The following is a 19,442-nucleotide window of genomic DNA, read 5'->3' as shown; positions in this document are numbered from 1 at the left end:
CCCGGCCTCCGCCGCACCAGACCTTCCCCCGGTGACCGGGCGCGAATGCCCCACGCGCCCGGCCACCGACCACCCTGCGCTTCAGGAAGAACGACATAACACCTTCAGGCCACCCGAACGCGCTCGAAATGCCCCGGCTTCGCCTCGTAGAGACAACTCACGCCGCACGAAGTAAGTAGGCCGACCAGGTCGGCCGCCCGGCGAATCGGCACCACAATTGGCGAGCTGGTCGTGTTTGACCCTTCGAACCCTGTTTCCGCCACACCTGCACCCATCCGGACACCGACTGCGGCGCTACCGCGAACACCCGCGCCACCTCGACCTGCCTCATCCCACCATGCACCGCCGCGACCACTCTGCGCCGCAGATCCTGCTGCGCCTCAGGCGATAACCTCCGCGCATCCCGCGCACCAGCGATCCCGCCAGACCAACGAAGATCACACCCTTGAGTTCCCTATCAATAAGTCTGGATTACCTTTTCAGGCCACCAAAGCGCCGACGAGGCTGTCTTGGACCCAGGTGAGCCACTGGTACACGCCCAAGTGCTCGCGGCGCATGTCGTCGTCGGGCGGCTCGTCCGGCATGTCCTCCGCCACGTCCAGCGCCGTGCCCAGCGCCAGCCGGACGTCGTTGAGCGCCGCCAGCCAGCCATCGGCCTGCTCGCCAGTCAGCTTGATCCGGCCGCCCTGAGGTGGGCAGGTCTCCAGCACCAGCGCGGCCACCCCGGTCTTGGCCTCCAGCAGCCCCGGCTCGTGCAGCGACCGCATCGCCCCGGCCGCGTCCGACTCTTCCTCGTCGGTCTCGCCGGTGATCGGGTCGCGCCGGTAGAAGTCCGGTAGGAGCCGCGCCAGCACGCGGTCCTCGGGCGGCGTCGTCGGCCCGGTGCGGATGCCGGTCAGCTCTGTCAGCTCGTCCTTCGGCGCCTCGTCGGACCGGGCGGCGAGCATGTCCTTGATCTGCCCCACCAGACCCCGGATGACCGCGGCTTCCTGCTGCGACAGCTCGGCCTGCACGTGACCGTTCTTGCGGGTCCAGCCTTCCACTCAGGAATCCTTCTGCATCGTCGCCCACAGGCCGGCGGCGTGCAGCTTCGCCACGTCGCCCTCGACCTTCTCCTTGGAGCCCGAGGACACCACCGCCTTGCCCTTGTGGTGCACGTCCAGCATCAACTTCGTCGCGTGATCCCGGGTGTAGCCGAAGATCTTCTGGAGCACATAGGTCACGTAGGACATCAGGTTGACCGGGTCGTTCCACACCACGGTCACCCACGGCTTGTCCTCGGTACCGAATGCGTCCGGTTCGAGTTGCGCGCGCTCGATTTCAGCGGGCGAGGTCATGCCTCCATCGTCGCACGCTGCCGTCACAGCAGTGTCGACCGCACGGGCAAACCCGACACACGCACTGGGTTTGCGCCACTTCCGCCACCCGGCACCCGTGCGTCCGGCGAGCGGCATTCGACCACGCGCGACTGCGGGAACCCCGAATCCGGTGTTCCTCCAGGTGACCACCCAAGCGCACCCCGGCCGGCACTATTTAGTCTCAGCGGCATGAGCTCTCCGACGGGCAGCACCGCGCTGCTGACGGACCAGTACGAGCTGACGATGCTCGCCAGTGCGCTGCGGGACGGCACCGCGCTCCGCCCGTGCACCTTCGAGGTGTTCACCCGGCGCCTGCCGGACGGCCGGCGCTACGGGGTCACCGGCGGCACCGGCCGGATGCTGGACGCGATCGAGAACTTCCGCTTCGGCGAGCCGGAACTCGAACAGCTTGCCGCCACCCGCGTCGTGGACGACGCGACCCTGGAGTGGCTGCGCGGCTACCAGTTCCAGGGGCAGGTCGACGGCTACCCCGAGGGCGAGCTGTTCTTTCCCGGCTCGCCGCTGCTGACCGTGCGCGGCACGTTCGCCGAGGCCGTGGTGCTGGAGACGCTGATTCTGTCGATCCTCAACCACGACAGCGCGATCGCGGCCGCGGCGGCGCGGATGGTGTCGGCGGCCAACGGTCGCCGGATGATCGAGATGGGCTCGCGGCGCACCCACGAGGAGTCGGCCGTGGCGGCGGCGCGGATCGCCTACCTCGCCGGTTTCACCGCCACCTCGAACCTGGAGGCGGGCCGCCGCTTCGGCATCCCGACCGCGGGCACCGTGGCGCACGCGTTCACCCTGCTGCACGACTCCGAGCGGGCCGCCTTCGAATCCCAGATCGCCTCGCTCGGCACCGACACGACGCTGCTGGTCGACACCTACGACATCACCCGCGGCATCGAGCTGGCGGTGGAGGTCGCCGGGACCGGCCTTGGCGCGGTCCGGATCGACTCCGGCGACGTCGGCGTGCTCGCCCGGCAGGCCCGCGACCAGCTCGACCGGCTCGGCGCGACGGGTACCCGGATCGTCGTCTCCGGCGACCTCGACGAGTACGCCATCGCCTCGCTGCGCGCCGAACCGGTCGACGGCTACGGGGTGGGCACCGCGCTGGTCACCGGCTCCGGCGCGCCGACCGCCGAGATGGTCTACAAGCTGGTGGAGGTCGAGGGCCGCCCGGTCGCGAAGCGGAGCTCGCACAAGACGTCGCGCGGCGGCCGCAAGGCGGCGGTGCGGCGGCACAAGGAAACCGGTACCGCGGTGGAGGAGGTCATCTTCCAGATCGCACCGGGCGCCGCCGAGCCGGTGCTCGGGCCACACGACCGCTTCCTGCAGATCCCGCTGATCCGTGACGGGAAGCGGGTCGACGACGTGCCGACGCTGGAGGACGACCGGCAGCGGCTGCGGCACGCGCTGGTGACCCTGCCGTGGGAGGGGCTCAAGCTCTCGCACGGCGAACCGGCCATTCCGACGGTCTTCCACGAGGCCTGAGCCCGGCGCTTCCCGCGGGGCCCGGTGCGGACCAGTGCCCGTGAGTGATTTTGGTTGCCATGGCGCCCAAAACCACTCACGGATCTATTCCCGGGCGCTTCAGAATTGCGGTAACGGCGGCGAGGAGGTCGTGATGACCAAGGCTTTGATCATCGTGGACGTGCAGAATGACTTCTGCGAGGGCGGATCGCTCGCGGTGGCCGGCGGCGCGGGCGTGGCGACGGAGATCTCGCGGTACCTCGCGGGGTTCGACCACGACCATGTGGTGGCAACCCGCGACTACCACATCGATCCCGGTGCCCACTTCAGCGACGAGCCGGACTTCGTCCGCTCCTGGCCGCGGCACTGCGTGGCGGGCACCCCCGGCGCGGCGTTCCACCCCGAGCTGGACGTGGGCCCGGTGGAGGCGGTGTTCTCGAAGGGCCAGTACAGCGACGGCTACTCCGGTTTCGAGGGCATCGACTTCCGGGACCGGCCGCTGCGCGACTGGCTCGCCGACCACGGCGTCCGCCGGGTCGACGTCGTGGGCATCGCCACCGACCACTGCGTCCGCGCCACGGCGCTCGACGCGGTCCGATCCGGCCTGGAGACCACGGTGCTGCTGGAGCTGACGGCAGGTGTGTCCCGCGAAACGGTTGACGCGGCGCTGTCGGAGCTGGACTCCGAGGGCGTGAACCTCATCGGCGAACCGGTGGTCCGGTAGCCGCGTTTCCGCTGGCCAGGGACCAGGCGGCGCCATCGGGGAGACCGAACGAGGGCATGGCCTGGCCGAGCACGCGCTACCTCGGCGTGCGGGGGGAGCTGCGGAGTTCACCGGCCGTCGAGGTGCTCGAGGACGAGGCGGGTCGGGTGGTGCAGGGCCTGCGGCGAAATCCCGAGGGTCTTCGAAAAACTCGCGCGACGCTACGAACTCCGCGGAATTGCCTCACCACGATGCTGCAGTTTTTCCCAGATCACGACTGCCCCGCCGCGCCCGGTTCTAACAGCGCATGCAGCAGCGCGCGGTTCGCCGGGGCATCGGGGCTCGTGGACAGGGGTGCGCGGTAGTTTCTTCTCGTGCCCACCTCTATCCCGCGATGGTCCGACCCGGTTGCGTTCGAGCCCGACGAAGACGACGAGCTGCCACCGGAGATCGCCGCCGACCTCGCCAAGGTGGGCAAGCGGGACGCGCCGGAACTCCCGCTGACCGCCAAGCCCAAACAGGACATCCCAGACCTCGCGACCCTGATGGAGATCGCGATCGGGGCGGTCGGCGGCGTGCCTCGCGAGGGCCAGGCCCGGATGGCCCAAGCCGTCGAGCACTCCATCGGCTCCGGCGAGCACCTGGCCGTGCAGGCCGGCACCGGCACCGGGAAATCGCTGGCGTACCTGGTACCGGCGATCCGGCACGCCGTCGCCGAAGGCGCCTCCGTGGTCGTCTCGACCGCAACCATCGCCCTGCAGCGCCAGCTCGTCGACCGGGATCTCCCCCGGCTGTCCGCCGCGCTCGCCGACGCGATCGGCCGGCCGCCGACGTTCGCGATCCTCAAGGGCCGCCGCAACTACCTGTGCCTGAACCGCGTGCACGGCAACGCTCCCGAAGAGCCCGACGACGGCGCGCTGTTCGACGCCTTCGCCGCGTCCGCGCTGGAGCGGCAGGTCAAGCGGATCCGGGAGTGGGCCACCGAAACCGAGACCGGCGACCGCGACGAGCTCGTGCCCGGCGTCACCGACCAGGCGTGGCGGCAGATGTCGGTCACCGCCAAGGAATGCCTCGGCGTGCACCGCTGCCCAGTGGGCATCGACTGCTTCGCCGAACGTGCCAGGGCCAAGGCCGGGCGCGCGGACATCGTCGTGACGAACCACGCGCTGCTGGCCATCGACGCCTTGGACGACCGGCCGGTGCTTCCCGAGCACGACGTCGTCCTGGTCGACGAGGCGCACGACCTGGTGGACCGGGTTACCTCGGCGGCCACCAGCGAGCTGACGGCCGGCGCGGTGCGGATCGCCGCGCGGCGCTGCGGGCGGGCCACCGACGAAGAGGTCGCCGACCGGCTCAACGAGGCCGCCGAGGGGCTCGATCTGGTGCTGCAGTCGGCGAATCCCGGTCGGCTGGAAGAACTCCCGCAGGACCTGGGCGGCGCCCTGACGGTGACCCGCGACGCCGCGTGGGCCTGCATCAACGCCCTCGGCCCGGAACGAAAGGAAGACGCCGAGGGCAGCACGGCGCGCAAGCTCGCGCACGCGGTCACCGAAGAGGTCCACGACACCGCGGTCCGGCTGCTGGAGGCCTTCGACGACGAGAAGCAGTTCGACGTCGTGTGGGTGTCGGCGGAGCCGAACCGCCCACCGAGCGTGCGGGTCGCGCCGCTGGGGGTCGGCGCGCTACTGCGAGAACGGCTCTTCGGGCAGCGCACCACGGTCCTGACATCGGCGACGCTCGCGCTCGGCGGCTCGTTCGACACGCTGGCCCGGCAGTGGGGCCTGCCGCCACAGCAGCAGTCCCAGCCAGTCTCCGGGATGGCCACCGCGAAGGAGGTGCCCTCCGACACCAGCGATCCCAAGTGGACCGGGCTGGACGTGGGTTCTCCGTTCGAACACCAGCGCAGCGGCATCCTCTACATCGCCAAGCACCTGCCGCCGCCGGGCCGCGACGGGCTGCCATCGCAGTACCTGGACGAGCTGACCGAGCTGGTGCAGGCAGCCGGCGGGCGCACGCTCGGGCTGTTCTCGTCGATGCGCGCGGCCAAGCAGGCGTCGGAAGAGCTGCGCGAGCGGCTCAGCACGCCGGTGCTGTGCCAGGGGGACGATTCGACCGCGCTCTTGGTCCGCAGGTTCGCCGAAGACCCGGAGACCTCGCTGTTCGGCACCCTGTCGCTGTGGCAGGGCGTGGACGTGCCCGGCGACTCGCTGCAGCTGGTCGTGATGGACCGGATCCCGTTCCCGCGCCCTGACGATCCGCTCGCCTCGGCCCGGCAGAAAGCGGTGTCCGAACGCGGCGGGAACGGGTTCATCACGGTTGCGGGCACGCACGCCGCCCTGCTGCTGGCGCAGGGCGCCGGCCGGCTACTGCGCGCGCCGAACGATCGCGGCGTGATCGCGGTGCTGGACCCCAGGCTGGCCACCGCCCGCTACGGCGGTTTCCTGCGCGCCTCGCTGCCGCCGTTCTGGACCACCCACGACCCGGAGGTCGTCCGCGGGGCCTTACGGCGGCTGTCCTCCGCCGCCGCGGAGGTCTAGCGGCGGTCTAGCGGCGCCGCAATTTCCATGGAAATCGGAGGTCCGATTTCCATTGAAATTGCGGGAATCTCTGGTCGGGGACGGCACGGAACCGAGATTTGGAGCGTCGTGATCTCGTTCGAGGACTTCTTGCGCCGCCTGCCGAAGGCGGAGGCTGCACTGGCACCTAGTGGGCGCCATCCCGGCCGAAACGGCCTGGGAGATCGCCGGGAGGGCTACCCGGCGGGCAACGTCCAGTACCGGGAGACGTTGGGGAGGTGCTGGTGTGGAGCGAACGGACCCTTTCGTGCCGTCTATCGAGGCGAACAGGCCGTTCGCTGCACACCGGTTGGCGAGGCAGAACCAGACCACTCCCGCAAGGGCGCCCGGCTGGACCGCCAGGCAGGACGGGTTCCCGGGAACGGCATCCGCAGCACGAACCGCACTCACGGACTCCCACCCCGGCGAAACGCCGGGCCGCCCTGGGCAGCCGGGATCGAGGTGGCTGGTTTGTAGGTGATCGACAACTTGGCGCTGGGCTTTATGTTTCGGCGGGGTTGGCGGGTAGGTTGAGCTCGCCGCGCCGATCGGGTCGCGCCGATGGCGCCCGATTCGACGAGAACCGCTGGTCGCGGAGGCTTTCCGACAGGCCGGAAGCGGTCTCGTCGGGCGCGGCACGGGTCGCCGGTCCGGCAATGCCACCGACCGACCAAGTTGTCGATCTACCGCTAGGGAGACGCTGTGTCCGCACCACGCCAAGCTGCGCCGGCCGCGAACCTGGCCAGGACTGTGGTCTTCGCCGCATTCATCGCCGTACTCGGGATCTTCCCCGGCCTCTACCTCGGCGGCGCGGCGGTACCGGTTGTGCTGCAGAACGCCGGACCGCTGCTGGCCGGCAGCATCCTGGGTGCCCGCCGAGGCGGTGCGGCCACGCTCCTGTTCCTCGCCCTGGTCGCGATCGGCCTCCCCCTGCTGTCCGGTGGCCGCGGCGGCATTGCGCCGTTCATCGGGCCCAGCGGTGGATTCGTGGTGGGCTGGGTGGCGGCGGCTGTCGTCGTCGGCCTGATCGTGCAGCGCAGCCTGCCCAAGCCCGGACTGTTCGTGCTGCTCGCGGCCAACGTCGCCGGTGTCGCCGTGGACTACCTGCTCGGCATCCCGTACTGGGGCCTGGTCATCGGTGACCTGCGCGCTGCCGCGGTGCAGTCGCTGGTGTTCCTCCCCGGCGACGCCGTGAAGCTTGTCGCCGTCTCGCTCGTCGCTGTCGCGGTGCACCGCGCCGTCCCGGCAGCCCTGACCGGCTCGGCGCGCCGCGCCACCGCCGAGGGCTGAGCGTGCTACCGATCCTCGGCCGCTCCCCCGCTTCGCGCGTCTTGCACGCCGGAACCGCGGTGGATCCCCAGGAGCTGCTCGCGCGGGCCACCCGCGCTGCGCAGCTCCTACCGCCCGGCTCCCGGGTCGCCTTCGAGGGCGGCAACGCGCTGACGCGCTTGATCCACTTCCTGGGTGCGGATCTCGCGGGCTGTGCGACCCTGCTCCTCGAACCCGCCTGGACCGACGGTGACCGCGCGGCGGTCCTCGCCGACGCCCGCCCAGACCTGGTGCTGAGCCTGGACGAGTGGCCCGGACACACCGCCGACGAGGGCGAACGGACCATTCGCGCCACCTATCGAGACGAACAGGCCGTTCACCCCACCCCCGATCTCCGCACAACGGAACAACGCGATCAGGTCCCTCACCACAGTGAACGGACCGTTCGCGCCACGTGCTCAATGCCCGTCGGCAGCGAGCTCACGCACTTCTACCTGCCCACCACCTCCGGGAGCAGCGGCCCTCCGAAGGTGCTGATCCGGTCGCGACGGTCGTGGCTTCGCAGCTTCGCCGCGCTCGACCTGCCGTTGGCCGCTCGGGATCGCATGTTGGTGCCCGGGCCGCTGGGTTCGTCGTTGTTCCTCTTCGGCGCGCTGCACGCGCTGCATTCGGGTGCCGAGGTGGAGCTGTTGGACAAGTGGTCTGTGGCCGACGCCGCCGACGCTTCGCGGCGGGCCACCGCCGTCCACCTCGTGCCGGCGATGCTGTCGGCGCTCCTGTCCACTTTGGAACACGATCCGGTCTTGCGGGCCGAATGTGGTTTGCGAACAGTGGTTTGCGGTGGGGCGAAGGTCGACGAAGCGTTGGAGGAACGGCTCGACAAGGTGCTTCCCGGGTGCGAGCTCGTCGAGTACTACGGGTCGGCGGAGCACTCGCTGATCGCGGTTCGGCGGGGTGGTCCGCTACGGCCTGTGGTCGACGTAGAAGTGCGCGATCCCGTTGACGGCGTGGGGGAACTGTGGGTGCGCTCCGAGCTGGTCTTCGACGGCTACCTCCGCGGCGGCGAGATCGTGCCAGCGGCGACGGAGGACGGCTGGTCGACGGTCGGCGACCGCGCGGCACTGCACTCCGACGGTTCGCTGGACGTTCTCGGTCGCGCCGGGTCGGCGATCAACACCGGTGCCCGGATCGTCGGCGCGGAGGAGGTCGAGTCGGTGCTGCGCGGTGCCGAAGGCGTGTTTGACGTGCTGGTTTGCGCAACCCCGCATCCGAGGTTCGGCGAGCTCGTCACGGCGGTCGTCGAGATCGACCCGGTCGCCCCGCCGTCCCTGCGCGAGCTGCGGGCGAGGGTCCGAGGAGCGCTGGACCCGGCGAAGCGCCCCCGGCGCTGGCTGGCAGTGCGCGCCCTGCCCCGAACGGCGTCCGGCAAACCGGCGCGCGCCATGATCGCGGAGCGCCTGCGCGCCGGAACCCTTCGCACGGAGGCGTTGTGAACCGGACTCCTGTCGTGATCGCGGCGCGTCGCACTCCGATCGGCGAGGCTGGTGGGCTGCTGCGCCACGTGCCCGTCGACCGGCTCGCGGCGCCCGTGTTGCGCGCTGTTCTCGACGATGCCGGTGTGGACACAGTGGACGATGTGCTGCTCGGCAACGTCCTCGGCCCTGGTGGGAATCCTGCTCGGGTGGCGGCGTTGCGCGCCGGGTTGGGCGAGGTCACACCGGGCATGACGATCGATCGGCAGTGCGCGAGCGGGCTGACCGCGATCACCACCGCTGCGGCGGTGATCCGCGGCGGAGCCGGGGACTGGTTCATCGCCGGCGGTGTCGAGAGCCCGTCGACCGCGCCGTGGCGGGCATGGCGACCGCGCTCGGCGACCGAACCGCCCCGCTTCTACAGCCGTGCGCCGTTCGCACCGGCCGAGATCGGCGACCCGGACATGGGCTCGGCGGCGGACCTCGTGGCGTCCGAAGCCGGGATTTCGCGGCAACGCCAAGACATTTTCGCCGCCCGCAGCCACGACCGCGCCATCGCCGCGCAACGGGCGGGGCGCTTCGACGCTGAGCTGGTGCAGATCGGGAGCGCCGCAGCGGATGAGCGGCCGCGCGAGGGTTTCACGGCCGAACGCCTGGCCCGTTTCCGGCCCGCGTTCACCCCGGGCGGGACCGCGACCGCAGCGAACTCGTGCGGGATCAACGACGCGGCGGCCGCCGTGCTGATTACCACCGAGGAGCAGCGCCGCCGACTCGGCGTTCCGGGGCTGCGGCTGCTGGACTGGCGCACGTCGGGAGTCGATCCGAACCGACTCGGCCTGGGCGCGGTGCCCGCCATGCAGGAGCTGCTCAAGCGGCACACCCCGGGAGTCGTCGAGTTCAACGAGGCCTTCGCCGGGCAGGCCCTTGCCTGCCTGGACGCCGCGGGCATCGACGAGCAGCTGGTCAGCCCCGACGGCGGCGCCATTGCGCTCGGCCACCCCTGGGGCGCCTCCGGCGCGGTGCTGGTGGTGCGGTTGTTCAGCCGGATGGTGCGGGCGGACGGGCCGCGCATCGGCCTGGCGGCGCTGTCCTCGGGCGGCGGGCTGGGCGTGGCCACGATGTGGGAGCGAGTAGGTTGATCGAGTTCCAGGAAGTCGGGCACAGCTACGACGAACGCACCGTGCTGGACGGGGTGGACCTGCGGCTGGTCGAGCGGCGCGTCGCGTTCGTCGGGGCGAATGGCTCGGGCAAATCCACCCTGGCACGGATGATCAACGGTCTGGTGCATCCCAGCCGCGGCCGGGTGCTGGTCGACGGGGTGGATCCGGTGCGCGACGGCCGGGCGGTGCGACGACGCGTGGGGTTCATCTTCACCAACCCGGACAGCCAGATCGTGATGCCCACCGCGGGCGAAGACGTCGCGTTTTCGCTGCGCAGGCAGGGTCTTTCCAAGACGGAGCGGCAGCGCCGGGCCGCGGAGGTGCTGGCGCAGCACGGGCTGGAGGGCTACGCCGACCACCCGGCGCACCAGCTTTCGGGCGGACAGAAGCAGCTGCTGGCGCTGTGCTCGATGCTGGTGCTGGCGCCGGACGTGCTGGTCTGCGACGAGCCGACGACGCTGCTCGACCTGCGCAACAAGCGGCACTTCGTCGACGTCCTCGGCGGGCTGCGGCAGCAGGTCGTGCTGGTCACCCACGACCTGGACCTGCTGGACGACTTCGACCGGGTGGTGGTGCTCGACGCGGGCAAGGTCGTCGCCGACGACGAACCGGCCGCGGCCATTCCGTACTACCGGGAGCTGATCAATTGACTTCTCTCCTCCCTGAAGGAAGGAGATTCAGTCCTCGCGGACTGAGTTTCCTGCTTCAACGACCGCAGCGTCCCCACCGTGGCGGTTCGGTCTCACACGATCTCACTCAGGCGTTCGGACCGGGGTGGTCCGGGTTCCCACTCGACCAGCGGTACCCACGTACCTGCTCGGGTGCTCCCACTTGCGTGGGAGTGGTAGGTCTCACCTACCGAAATCAAGACTATCAGCGGTCGCTACGCGACCGACACGCGAGATCTGCTCCTCCCCACCCTGAAGGACGGGGCATCCGCAGATTGGAGATCAGGTGAGCCCGCTTGGCCTGTACGAACCCGGCAGCAGCCCCGTGCACCGGCTCGGGGCGGGCTGGAAGTTCTTGGCGCTGCTGGCTTTCGCCGTGGTGACGTTCGTGCTGCACTCGCCGCTCGCGCTGGCCGGATGTGTGCTCGGCGTCGCGGTCGCCTACCTGGTCGGCCGGATTTCGCCGCGCCGCTGCTGGCAAGCGATGCGGGTGCTTATCCTGCTGCTGCTGGTGGTTTTCCTCCTGCAGTGGTGGATGCTCGGCCTCGACAGCGCCGCGGTGGTGTGCCTGCGGCTGCTCGGCGCGCTCGCCGCCGCGAACCTCTTCACCCTGACCACCAGGGTCGACGACCTGGTCACGGCCGTGGAGCGCGGGCTGGGCCCGCTGCGGCGCTTCGGCGTCCGGCCGGAACGGATCGGTCTGCTGGTGGGCCTGACGCTCCAAGCGGTGGCGGCGCTCTCGACGATCGCGACGCAGGTGCGCGACGCGCAACGAGCCCGAAACGCGGAGCGCTCCTTCCCGGCCTTCGCGGTGCCGTTCCTGGTCCGCACCCTGCGCCACTCCGACGAACTCGGCGAAGCCCTCGCGGCCCGCGGCGTCGGCGACGACTGACTTCGTTCGGCTACCCGTGACGACACAGCACCCGTGAGTACTTTTGGGCGCTATGGCACCCAGAAACGCTCACAGCTCCTGTGCTGCCCTGCTGGATCCTGCCCAGCGGCCGCCTGCGGGACGCGGCGAAACCGGGACTTTAGGCCCTGGTATCGATCCCGCCGCAGTGGCCAAATTGATGGTTACCGGGGAAACCCGGCGACCGGCCCGAGGATGCAGTGGCCTTGACGACCAATCAGGCCGCCAGAGACCTAGCAATCGAAAGATTGCAAAACATTCTCGGGCCCGGCCTATGTCTGGGCCCGTTCTCGGCCCGCCTCCCAGCTCCCGCTGCTCGCACCGCCGCGGGTTCTCAGACGTCTTCTGGCTACGACAGCCCCGAGGCAGCGTATTGGTCCATGAGTCGGCCCGGAGACCAGACGGCGGCTGAGGTTCCGCCGCGCACGGCGAGGTCGGAAACAGCCGCTACAGCGACCCGAAGTAATTCCCGGCCAGCTAGCTGCCTGCGGCCACGGTCAGGGCCACGGTCAGGGCCAGGGCCAGGGCCAGGGCCACGGTCAGGGCCACAGTCAGGGTCAGGGTCAGGGTCAGGGTCAGGGCCACTGCGCCAGGACCGTGACGGTGCCCGGGTCGACCTCGGTGAAACCGGCGTCGCGGACCATCGCCACCCGTGCCTGCCGCCAAGCCGTTTCCGGGTCGTCGCGCGGGTGCAGCCGCGCCCAGGTCGCCGCGTCAGCCTGCCGCACCGAGCAGCGGAACCCGTCGGCCGCCCAACCCTCCAGCTCGGCGTCCAGGCCCGCCCCGTGCAGCTGCGCCGCCAGGATCATCGTCGCGTGCCCGACCTGCGCCGCAGACTTCCCGGCGCTCATCGGCACATCAGGGTTCAGCCACAGCGTCGGGGCATCCGGTACCGGCGCGCCCGGCTCGTCGGCGGCCAACTCGCTGCCGGAGATCTGCAACCGGCTGAGCTCCTTGGGCATGTCCGCCACGCGCATCGGCAGGAACGCCCGCACCTCGTCGTTGCCCACCCGAACGGTGCACCCGGGCAACGACTGGACCGCTTCCCAGTGCGCGCCGCGCGCCCGCCGCGCCACCTTGCGGATGCGCCCGGAGATCCAGGTGTGCATCGCCTGGTGCCACTCACCGCCCGGCTTGCAGCGCTCGTCGAGGCACACCGCAATCGCCGCCGCCGCGGCCGCCTCCAGCAGCGCCGTGCGATCCGGCGGCTCGCGGCGCTCGATCCTCAGCACCATCGGCATCAGGACCACGTTCGCCGGGTCCTCGTCCGAGGTGTCCGCAGTGGCCTCCCCCGGCAGCGCCAGCCACGAGGCGTACCGGGCGATCAGCGGGTCGAGGATGGAGAGGGCAGCGGAATCAGGCACACCACGATTATCCGATCCCTGGCCACCGCTATTCCGCCCCACCGATATTCCCCCACCGATATTCCGCCCCACCGCGGACGTCACACGTCCAGCGGCACCCGCCGCAGCACACCGTCCTCGGCGTCCGCCGTCTCGATCTCGGCACGCGTCACGCCGAGCACGAACAGCACGGTGTCCAGGAACGGGTACGACAGCGCGGTGTCGGCGACCTCCCGCAGCGCGGGCTTGGCGTTGAACGCCACCCCGAGCCCGGCGGCCGTGAGCATGTCGATGTCGTTGGCCCCGTCGCCGACCGCGACGCACTGCGCCGCCGGCACCCCGAACAGCTCGGCGAACCGCCGCAGCGCCTTGGCCTTGCCGGGGCGGTCCACGATCTCCCCGACGACCCGGCCGGTCAGCTTGCCGTCCACGATCTCCAGCTCGTTCGCGGCGCTGAAGTCCAGCCCGAGCTCGTCCACCAGCTGGTCGATGATCTGGGTGAACCCGCCGGAGACGACGCCCGTGTGGAAGCCCAGGCGGCGCAGCGTGCGGATGGTGGTCCGGGCGCCGGGGGTGAGTTCGAGCTCCGAGGCGACGTCGTCGAGCACCGAGGCGGGCAGGCCCTCCAGCACGGCGACCCGCTGCCGCAGCGACTCGGCGAAGTCCAGCTCGCCGCGCATGGCCCGCTCGGTGACCTCGCGGACCTCCTGTTCGCAGCCGGCCCGCGCGGCCAGCATCTCGATGACCTCGCCCTGGATGAGCGTGGAGTCCACATCGAAGACCACCAGCCGCTTGGCGCGGCGGGCCAGCCCGGTGCGCTCGACGGCCAGGTCCACGCCGATGCGCGCGGCCAGGTCGGCCATCGCCGAGGTCAGCGCATCGTCCGAGCCCTCCCCGTCGTCCGGGACGCTGACCTGCAGTTCCAGCCCGGTCACCGGGTAGTCGGCGACGCGGCGGATGGAGTCGATGTTCACGCCGATCTCGGCCAGGCCGCGGGCGACCTCGCTGAAGCTGCGGGCGGTGACCGGCTGCCCGAGCACCACGACGACGTGCGTCGAGCCGAGCTTGGCCGCGCCGCCGTCCTCGGTGCCGATCGCCACGTCGACGGTCATGCCGACGGTGGCCATCGCCTGCTCGACGGCCTCCTGCAGCTGCTCCGGGTCGCGTTCGGTGGACACCAGCACGCCGAGCACCAGCCGACCGCGGATCACCACCTGTTCCACGTCGACGATGTCCACCCCGTGCCGGGTCAGCGCGGCGAACAGCACGGAGGTGACCCCCGGCTTGTCCTTCCCGGTCACGGTGATCAACACGGTAGTCGCGTTCACGACAGCGGTATTCCTCTCTAGACCCCAGACAAACGTTGAGCCCCGGCGGGACACAGCCCGCCGGGGCTCATCGTCGAGCTAACTCCACCCTGGCACAGTTCTGCCGTGCGGGGCTAGCGCCCAAATCACTTCTCGGAGCCCTCCGAGACACCGACCGCCGGGTTCGCCTCGTGCTTGTGCGCGAGGGTCTTGCCGGTGAGGCTGAGGTGTCCCTCCAGCCGCATCCGCTCGGAGATGTGCGGGTAGTGCAGCTCGAAGGCCGGCCGCTCGGAACGGATCCGGGGCAGCTCGGTGAAATTGTGCCGCGGCGGCGGGCAGGAGGTCGCCCACTCCAGGGAGTTGCCGTAGCCCCACGGGTCGTCGACCGTGACGACCTCGCCGTAGCGGTAGCTCTTGAAGATGTTGTAGAGGAACGGCAGCATCGAGGCGCCCAGGATGAACGCGCCGATCGTGGAGACCGTGTTCAGCGCGGTGAACCCGTCGGACTCCAGGTAGTCGGCGTACCGGCGCGGCATGCCTTCGTTGCCCAGCCAGTGCTGCACCAGGAATGTGCCGTGGAAGCCGATGAAGGTCAGCCAGAAATGCAGCTTGCCCAGCCGCTCGTCGAGCATCCGCCCGGTCATCTTCGGGAACCAGAAGTAGATGCCGGCAAAGGTCGCGAACACGATCGTGCCGTAGAGCACGTAGTGGAAGTGCGCCACCACGAAGTAGGTGTCCGAGACGTGGAAGTCGACCGGCGGCATGGCCAGCAGGACACCGGTGAGACCGCCGAAGAGGAAGGTGACCAGGAAGCCGACGCTGAAGATCATCGGCGTCTCGAAGGTCAGCTGCCCCTTCCACATGGTGCCGATCCAGTTGAAGAACTTCACACCGGTCGGGATCGCGATCAGGAACGTGGTGAACGCGAAGAACGGCAGCAGCACGGCGCCGGTGGCGTACATGTGGTGCGCCCACACCACGACCGACAGGGCCGCGATGCCCAGCGTCGCGAGGACCAGACCCGTGTAGCCGAACAGCGGCTTGCGGCTGAAGACCGGGAAGATCTCCGACACGATGCCGAAGAACGGCAGCGCGACGATGTAGACCTCGGGGTGGCCGAAGAACCAGAACAGGTGCTGCCAGAGGATCACGCCGCCGTTGGCCGGGTCGAACACGTGCGCACCGAGGTGGCGGTCGGCCATCAGGCCCAGCAGCGCGGCGGTCAGGATCGGGAACGCCATCAGGATCAGCAGGCTCGTGACCATGATGTTCCAGGTGAAGATCGGCAACCGGAACATCGTCATGCCCGGGGCGCGCAGGCAGACCACGGTGGTCAGCATGTTGACCGCACCGAGGATGGTGCCCAGACCGGAGACCGCCAGACCGGCGATCCACATGTCCGCGCCGTGGCCCGGCGAGTGCAGGGCGTCCGACAGCGGGGTGTAGGCGAACCAGCCGAAGTCGGCGGCGCCACCCGGCAGCAGGAAGCCGCTGACGACCATCAGGCCGCCGAACAGGTACAGCCAGTAACCCAGGGCGTTCAACCGCGGGAACGCGACGTCCGGGGAACCGATCTGCAGCGGCAGGATGTAGTTCGCGAAGCCGAACAGGATCGGCGTCGCGTACAGCAGCAGCATGACCGTGCCGTGCATGGTGAACAGCTGGTTGTACTGCTCCTGCGACAGGAACTGCAGCCCTGGAACGGCCAGCTCCCCGCGGATCAGCATCGCCATCAGGCCGCCGACCAGGAAGAACGCCATCGACGTGACCAGGTAGAGGATGCCGATTTGCTTGTGGTCCGTGGTGCGGAACATCCGCGCCAGGAATGACCCCTTGACCGTTTTGCGCACCGGATAGGGGCGCGTGGCGATCGGCTGTGGCGCGACGGCCGTCACGGTGCCTCCTGCACTCCCTTTTGAAGCCTCATCGAACCCGACTGGGTCCGCCCCGACCCGGTTGGGCCGGTTGACTGACAGCACGCGACACCCTGCAGGACCCCTGCAGCACAAGCCAGTCGCGATGCCTGCCGACTGCGGATACTAGTCCGGGACTCCGGCCGTACTTCGGCCGGGCCGTAGCCACCCTATTCATTGGGACGGGCACCGTCACCCACAGTGAGATCCACCCGACAGCGCGCGCACGCGGCGACGTCGCCCGCACGCGCCCGCGGGGCGCCGGTTAGCCTACGGGCAAGAGGTCCGGCAGCCCACCTGTGATCAGCCGCTACCGATCAACGGGCCGCCCTGGGACGACGTCCACCAGATCCTGGAGGGGAAGCACGTGCGGAGGAGCACGATCATCGGCGCCGTGCTGGCCGGCGGTCTCGCACTCGCGGGCTGCACGCCGAGCGAGGCACCCAGCGACCAGCCCCCGGCCCCCGGCACGCCGCCGCCCGCGACAGCGCAGCAGCACGCCGAGCACGGCACCGGGTCGACCGGCGAGCACACCGCGACGGACCGCGAGTTCGCGCAGCAACTGCTGGCCAACCGGCAGCAGGTGTCGAAGCTGGCCGACCTGGCCGCCACCAACGCGCAGAGCGCCGAGGTCAAGTCGCTCGCCGCGGAGCTCAAGCAGTCGGTGCAGCCGCAGGTCGAGCAGCTGAGCGGGTTCCTGAACTCCGCCGCCGGCCAGCAGTCGGGCAGCGCCCCGGAGGACGAGGCCGAGAACTCCGCCGACGCGGGCCTGCAGACCGACCAGCAGCTGCAGCAGCTTTCGAAGGCCTCGGGCGCGCAGTTCGACCAGCAGTGGAAGCAGGCGATGCTGTCGCTGCAGCAGGGCGCCGGGAAGCTGGCCCGCACCGAGCAAGAGGAAGGCTCGGCGCAGGTGATGCGCAAGCTGGCCGAGGAACTCGTGGCCGACGAGCAGCAGACGACGACCAAGCTCAACTCGCTCTGAACTGACACGGTTTCAACAGGTGAAGGGCACCTTCTGCCAACTCGGCAGAAGGTGCCCTTCACCGTTACTGCGGTCGGGGCTCGAGCCGAGATCGAGTTCGCCGAGCGCACGGCCGCGACTACCGCTACGCCGGCTATGTCCTGCGCCCGAGAACGAGGAGAGCACCGAGATGTGGACCACCCGCCCGGAGACCAACGCCGACATCCCAGCGATCCGCGCAGTCAACCTCGACGCCTTCCCGACCGCCCTGGAGGCGGACTTGATCGAGGCACTGCGCGAGGATCCGGCGTGGATCGACGGACTGTCCATTGTGGCCGAGGACGCGAACGGTGAGGTCGTCGGCCACTCGCTGCTCACGCGCAACCACGTCGACGGCTTCCCGGCGCTGACCCTCGGGCCGTGCGCGGTGCTGCGGCGTTACCAGCGCACCGGAGCCGGTTCGGCGGCGATCCGGGCCGGGCTGGCAGCGGCGCGCGCGATGGGCGAGAAACTGGTCGTGGTGCTCGGGCATCCCGAGTACTACCCGCGCTTCGGGTTCAAGAGGGCGTCGGAGTTCGGGATCGGCTTGACGATCGAGGTCCCGGACGAGGCCGTGATGGCTTTCCCCCTCGACCCGGAAGCCGAAATCCCCAGCGGCAAGGTCGAGTACCCGGCCCCGTTCGGCATCTGACCCACCACGGGGGTCGTGAGTGCGTAATCGGGCTAGAGCCCTGCTGCGCACTCACGACCTCGCACTACGCGGCGTCGAAGCCCCCGGCCTTGATGCGCCCGACGAACGAACCCCAGCCGGACGCCCCGACCCACAACGCGGGCCCGCCCCGGTCCTTCGAGTCCCGAACGCCCACGGCACCACGCCCGAGCCGCACCTCGACGCAGTGATCATTGCCGCTACCGCTGTAGCTGCTCTTTAACCACTCGTCACCAGCGACGATCCGAACCTCAACACAGTTGTCACTGTCGTTCGAGCTGTAACTACTCTTGAACCATCCGGTGTCCACCATGCTCAGATTCCCTTCCGCAGTTTCTGCTCAAGGAAGTCAACAGTTTTCGACGGGGACAGAGCAAGCTCCTGGATCTTGTTGAAGGCCCGCGCCAGACGCCCCGTGTCGGCTTCCTTGTCGAAGTAGGTCGCCGGACCGTAGACAACAGGCACTGATCCAACAGGTCGTAGCAGCCCTCCGAAGTCGAAAAGCGTCAGCCCACCTTGCTGAGCCGGATTGCCGCGCGTTTCCGTCGGCACGACCTGCACGGTCAGATCGCGTTTGCCCTTGATGAGATCCAGCAGGTGGCTGGACTGCTCGTACATCACGTCTGAATCGCCGACCACCGCGTCGAAGGCATCATCTGTGAACAGAAGATGAACTTGCTTGGGTTTCGCCGCTTCGAGTACCAATCTCTGCCGTTCCAGCCGAATCGAGATGCGATCCAGTCGTTCCTGATCGTCGATCTCGTCCCACCAGATACCGTGCCCCACGCCCATAAGCGCCTCCACGTACGCCGGGGATTGGACCAGCGCAGGGAAGATTCCCTTCTCGTAGGAGTGGATAGTCGTAGCCATCGCCTCCAGGTACGCGACTCGCCGGTAGGCACCCGGGCCGAGGTCGGTGTACGGCTCGTCGTTCGGCTTCTTGCGTGCTTCCTCGCCGAGCGCGGCCAGCTCACGACGGAGCTGCTTGCCCGCGCCGAGAAAGGTGATCAGCCTTTCCAGTTCGTCCCGCGTCAGCGTGGCTTTGCCGTCCAACAGCCGGATCAGGCGTTGCCGGTTCTTCCCGATGTGCGCCGCCGCAGCATCGAGCGACCGACCGGAATCCTCGCGCAACTGCCGCAACGCCTCACCGAGGAACAACCTCGGCAACGTCGGAACTGCCTCGCCCACCGGGAAAACCTCCGTACTGGTCTCAGTCGCACCCGATCAGCATTCCCCGATCAGGGCAATGACTGGGGTACATGTACCCCAGTATTCTCGATCTTGCGAGGGGTACATGTGCCCCGAGTCCGAACACCGCGGCGCGGAAGACATCGGGACCAGCTTAGAGCGCACCGCGGATCGTCCGGTCAGCCAGCACGTTCAGTTTGGAAGGAGTCGGGGCATGGGCGATGTCGACGTGAAGGCGTGCGCGTGGATAGACCGCTGCTCGATCAACTACACGATCTACGACGACGAAGTGGAGTTCCTATTGGGTGGCAATCTGGACGGCTTCTACCTGACAACGACCGAAACCGGCCTGGAGAACCTGGTCGCCAAGAGCACCGCAGCCCTTAACGCCCTCCGCGCGGCGCATGACGACACGTGAACAGGACGAGAGTCCCGCTCACCTGGCGGAGCCGG

19 protein-coding genes are annotated in these 19,442 nt (G+C 69.4%); 11 read left to right on the top strand and 8 right to left on the bottom strand.

Annotation, left to right across the window (positions count from 1 at the left end):
* Window positions 1–157: 157 nt before the first annotated feature.
* The 3 genes from ACRXBZ_RS25880 to clpS all read right to left on the bottom strand — a co-directional run bounded on the left by ACRXBZ_RS25880 (window position 158) and on the right by clpS (window position 1,337).
* Window positions 158–355: a helix-turn-helix domain-containing protein gene (locus ACRXBZ_RS25880; RefSeq protein WP_433881292.1), complete on the bottom strand. Its 198-nt coding sequence runs from the start codon at window positions 353–355 to the stop codon at window positions 158–160.
* Window positions 356–479: 124 nt separating this feature from the next.
* Entirely contained in the window at window positions 480–1,043 is a 564-nt protein-coding gene (locus ACRXBZ_RS25875) for a DUF2017 domain-containing protein (protein WP_433881291.1), read from the bottom strand.
* On the bottom strand, window positions 1,044–1,337 hold the full coding sequence (gene clpS / locus ACRXBZ_RS25870) for an ATP-dependent Clp protease adapter ClpS (protein ID WP_168586812.1): 294 nt from the start codon (window positions 1,335–1,337) through the stop codon (window positions 1,044–1,046).
* Window positions 1,338–1,547: 210 nt separating this feature from the next.
* Between clpS and ACRXBZ_RS25865 the strand changes: the two genes are divergently transcribed.
* The 8 genes from ACRXBZ_RS25865 to ACRXBZ_RS25830 all read left to right on the top strand — a co-directional run bounded on the left by ACRXBZ_RS25865 (window position 1,548) and on the right by ACRXBZ_RS25830 (window position 11,550).
* Window positions 1,548–2,852, top strand: a complete 1,305-nt coding sequence (locus ACRXBZ_RS25865; RefSeq protein WP_168586811.1) for a nicotinate phosphoribosyltransferase — start codon at window positions 1,548–1,550, stop codon at window positions 2,850–2,852.
* Window positions 2,853–2,985: 133 nt separating this feature from the next.
* Window positions 2,986–3,555 (top strand): nicotinamidase, encoded by a 570-nt coding sequence (locus tag ACRXBZ_RS25860; RefSeq protein ID WP_168586810.1) that lies wholly within the window; start codon window positions 2,986–2,988, stop codon window positions 3,553–3,555.
* A 353-nt stretch (window positions 3,556–3,908) separates the two neighbouring features.
* Window positions 3,909–6,071, top strand: coding sequence for an ATP-dependent DNA helicase (locus ACRXBZ_RS25855; protein ID WP_433881290.1), 2,163 nt, complete (start codon window positions 3,909–3,911; stop codon window positions 6,069–6,071).
* A 720-nt stretch (window positions 6,072–6,791) separates the two neighbouring features.
* Window positions 6,792–7,379, top strand: coding sequence for a biotin transporter BioY (locus ACRXBZ_RS25850; RefSeq protein ID WP_433881289.1), 588 nt, complete (start codon window positions 6,792–6,794; stop codon window positions 7,377–7,379).
* Window positions 7,380–7,438: 59 nt separating this feature from the next.
* Window positions 7,439–8,851 carry a class I adenylate-forming enzyme family protein gene (locus ACRXBZ_RS25845; RefSeq protein ID WP_433881288.1) on the top strand — a complete coding sequence of 471 codons (1,413 nt, stop codon included), beginning with the start codon at window positions 7,439–7,441 and terminating at the stop codon, window positions 8,849–8,851.
* Window positions 8,848–9,969 (top strand): thiolase family protein, encoded by a 1,122-nt coding sequence (locus tag ACRXBZ_RS25840; protein WP_433881287.1) that lies wholly within the window; start codon window positions 8,848–8,850, stop codon window positions 9,967–9,969. The genes ACRXBZ_RS25845 and ACRXBZ_RS25840 overlap by 4 nt, the downstream gene beginning before the upstream one ends.
* Complete coding sequence (locus ACRXBZ_RS25835) at window positions 9,966–10,640, top strand: energy-coupling factor ABC transporter ATP-binding protein (protein WP_433881286.1); 675 nt, start codon at window positions 9,966–9,968, stop codon at window positions 10,638–10,640. The genes ACRXBZ_RS25840 and ACRXBZ_RS25835 overlap by 4 nt, the downstream gene beginning before the upstream one ends.
* 304 nt (window positions 10,641–10,944) lie before the next feature.
* Entirely contained in the window at window positions 10,945–11,550 is a 606-nt protein-coding gene (locus ACRXBZ_RS25830) for an energy-coupling factor transporter transmembrane component T family protein (RefSeq protein ID WP_433881285.1), read from the top strand.
* A 593-nt stretch (window positions 11,551–12,143) separates the two neighbouring features.
* On the opposite strand, the gene ACRXBZ_RS25825 is transcribed toward ACRXBZ_RS25830, so the two are convergent.
* From ACRXBZ_RS25825 to ctaD, 3 genes are all read right to left on the bottom strand, one after another.
* On the bottom strand, window positions 12,144–12,932 hold the full coding sequence (locus ACRXBZ_RS25825) for a peptidyl-tRNA hydrolase (protein ID WP_433881284.1): 789 nt from the start codon (window positions 12,930–12,932) through the stop codon (window positions 12,144–12,146).
* An 80-nt stretch (window positions 12,933–13,012) separates the two neighbouring features.
* Window positions 13,013–14,239, bottom strand: a complete 1,227-nt coding sequence (serB, locus tag ACRXBZ_RS25820; RefSeq protein WP_433881283.1) for a phosphoserine phosphatase SerB — start codon at window positions 14,237–14,239, stop codon at window positions 13,013–13,015.
* Window positions 14,240–14,364: 125 nt separating this feature from the next.
* The gene (gene ctaD / locus ACRXBZ_RS25815; RefSeq protein ID WP_168586802.1) at window positions 14,365–16,113 is read right to left on the bottom strand and encodes an aa3-type cytochrome oxidase subunit I; all 1,749 of its coding nucleotides are present in this window, start codon (window positions 16,111–16,113) and stop codon (window positions 14,365–14,367) included.
* Window positions 16,114–16,498: 385 nt separating this feature from the next.
* Here ctaD and ACRXBZ_RS25810 point away from each other — a divergent pair, with 385 nt between their 5' ends.
* Complete coding sequence (locus ACRXBZ_RS25810; protein WP_433881282.1) at window positions 16,499–17,113, top strand: DUF305 domain-containing protein; 615 nt, start codon at window positions 16,499–16,501, stop codon at window positions 17,111–17,113.
* Between the two features lie 169 nt (window positions 17,114–17,282).
* Complete coding sequence (locus tag ACRXBZ_RS25805) at window positions 17,283–17,783, top strand: GNAT family N-acetyltransferase (RefSeq protein ID WP_433881281.1); 501 nt, start codon at window positions 17,283–17,285, stop codon at window positions 17,781–17,783.
* Window positions 17,784–17,847: 64 nt separating this feature from the next.
* On the opposite strand, the gene ACRXBZ_RS25800 is transcribed toward ACRXBZ_RS25805, so the two are convergent.
* On the bottom strand, window positions 17,848–18,114 hold the full coding sequence (locus ACRXBZ_RS25800; protein WP_433881280.1) for a DUF397 domain-containing protein: 267 nt from the start codon (window positions 18,112–18,114) through the stop codon (window positions 17,848–17,850).
* Between the two features lie 2 nt (window positions 18,115–18,116).
* Window positions 18,117–18,989, bottom strand: a complete 873-nt coding sequence (locus ACRXBZ_RS25795) for a helix-turn-helix domain-containing protein (RefSeq protein WP_433881279.1) — start codon at window positions 18,987–18,989, stop codon at window positions 18,117–18,119.
* Window positions 18,990–19,203: 214 nt separating this feature from the next.
* On the opposite strand from ACRXBZ_RS25795, the gene ACRXBZ_RS25790 reads away from it, so the two are divergent.
* On the top strand, window positions 19,204–19,407 hold the full coding sequence (locus tag ACRXBZ_RS25790; RefSeq protein WP_433881278.1) for a hypothetical protein: 204 nt from the start codon (window positions 19,204–19,206) through the stop codon (window positions 19,405–19,407).
* Window positions 19,408–19,442 lie beyond the last annotated feature (35 nt).

This window comes from Saccharopolyspora hattusasensis (genome assembly GCF_050972075.1).
Classification (GTDB): domain Bacteria; phylum Actinomycetota; class Actinomycetes; order Mycobacteriales; family Pseudonocardiaceae; genus Saccharopolyspora; species Saccharopolyspora hattusasensis.
This window is presented reverse-complemented; position numbering and strand designations above follow the sequence as displayed.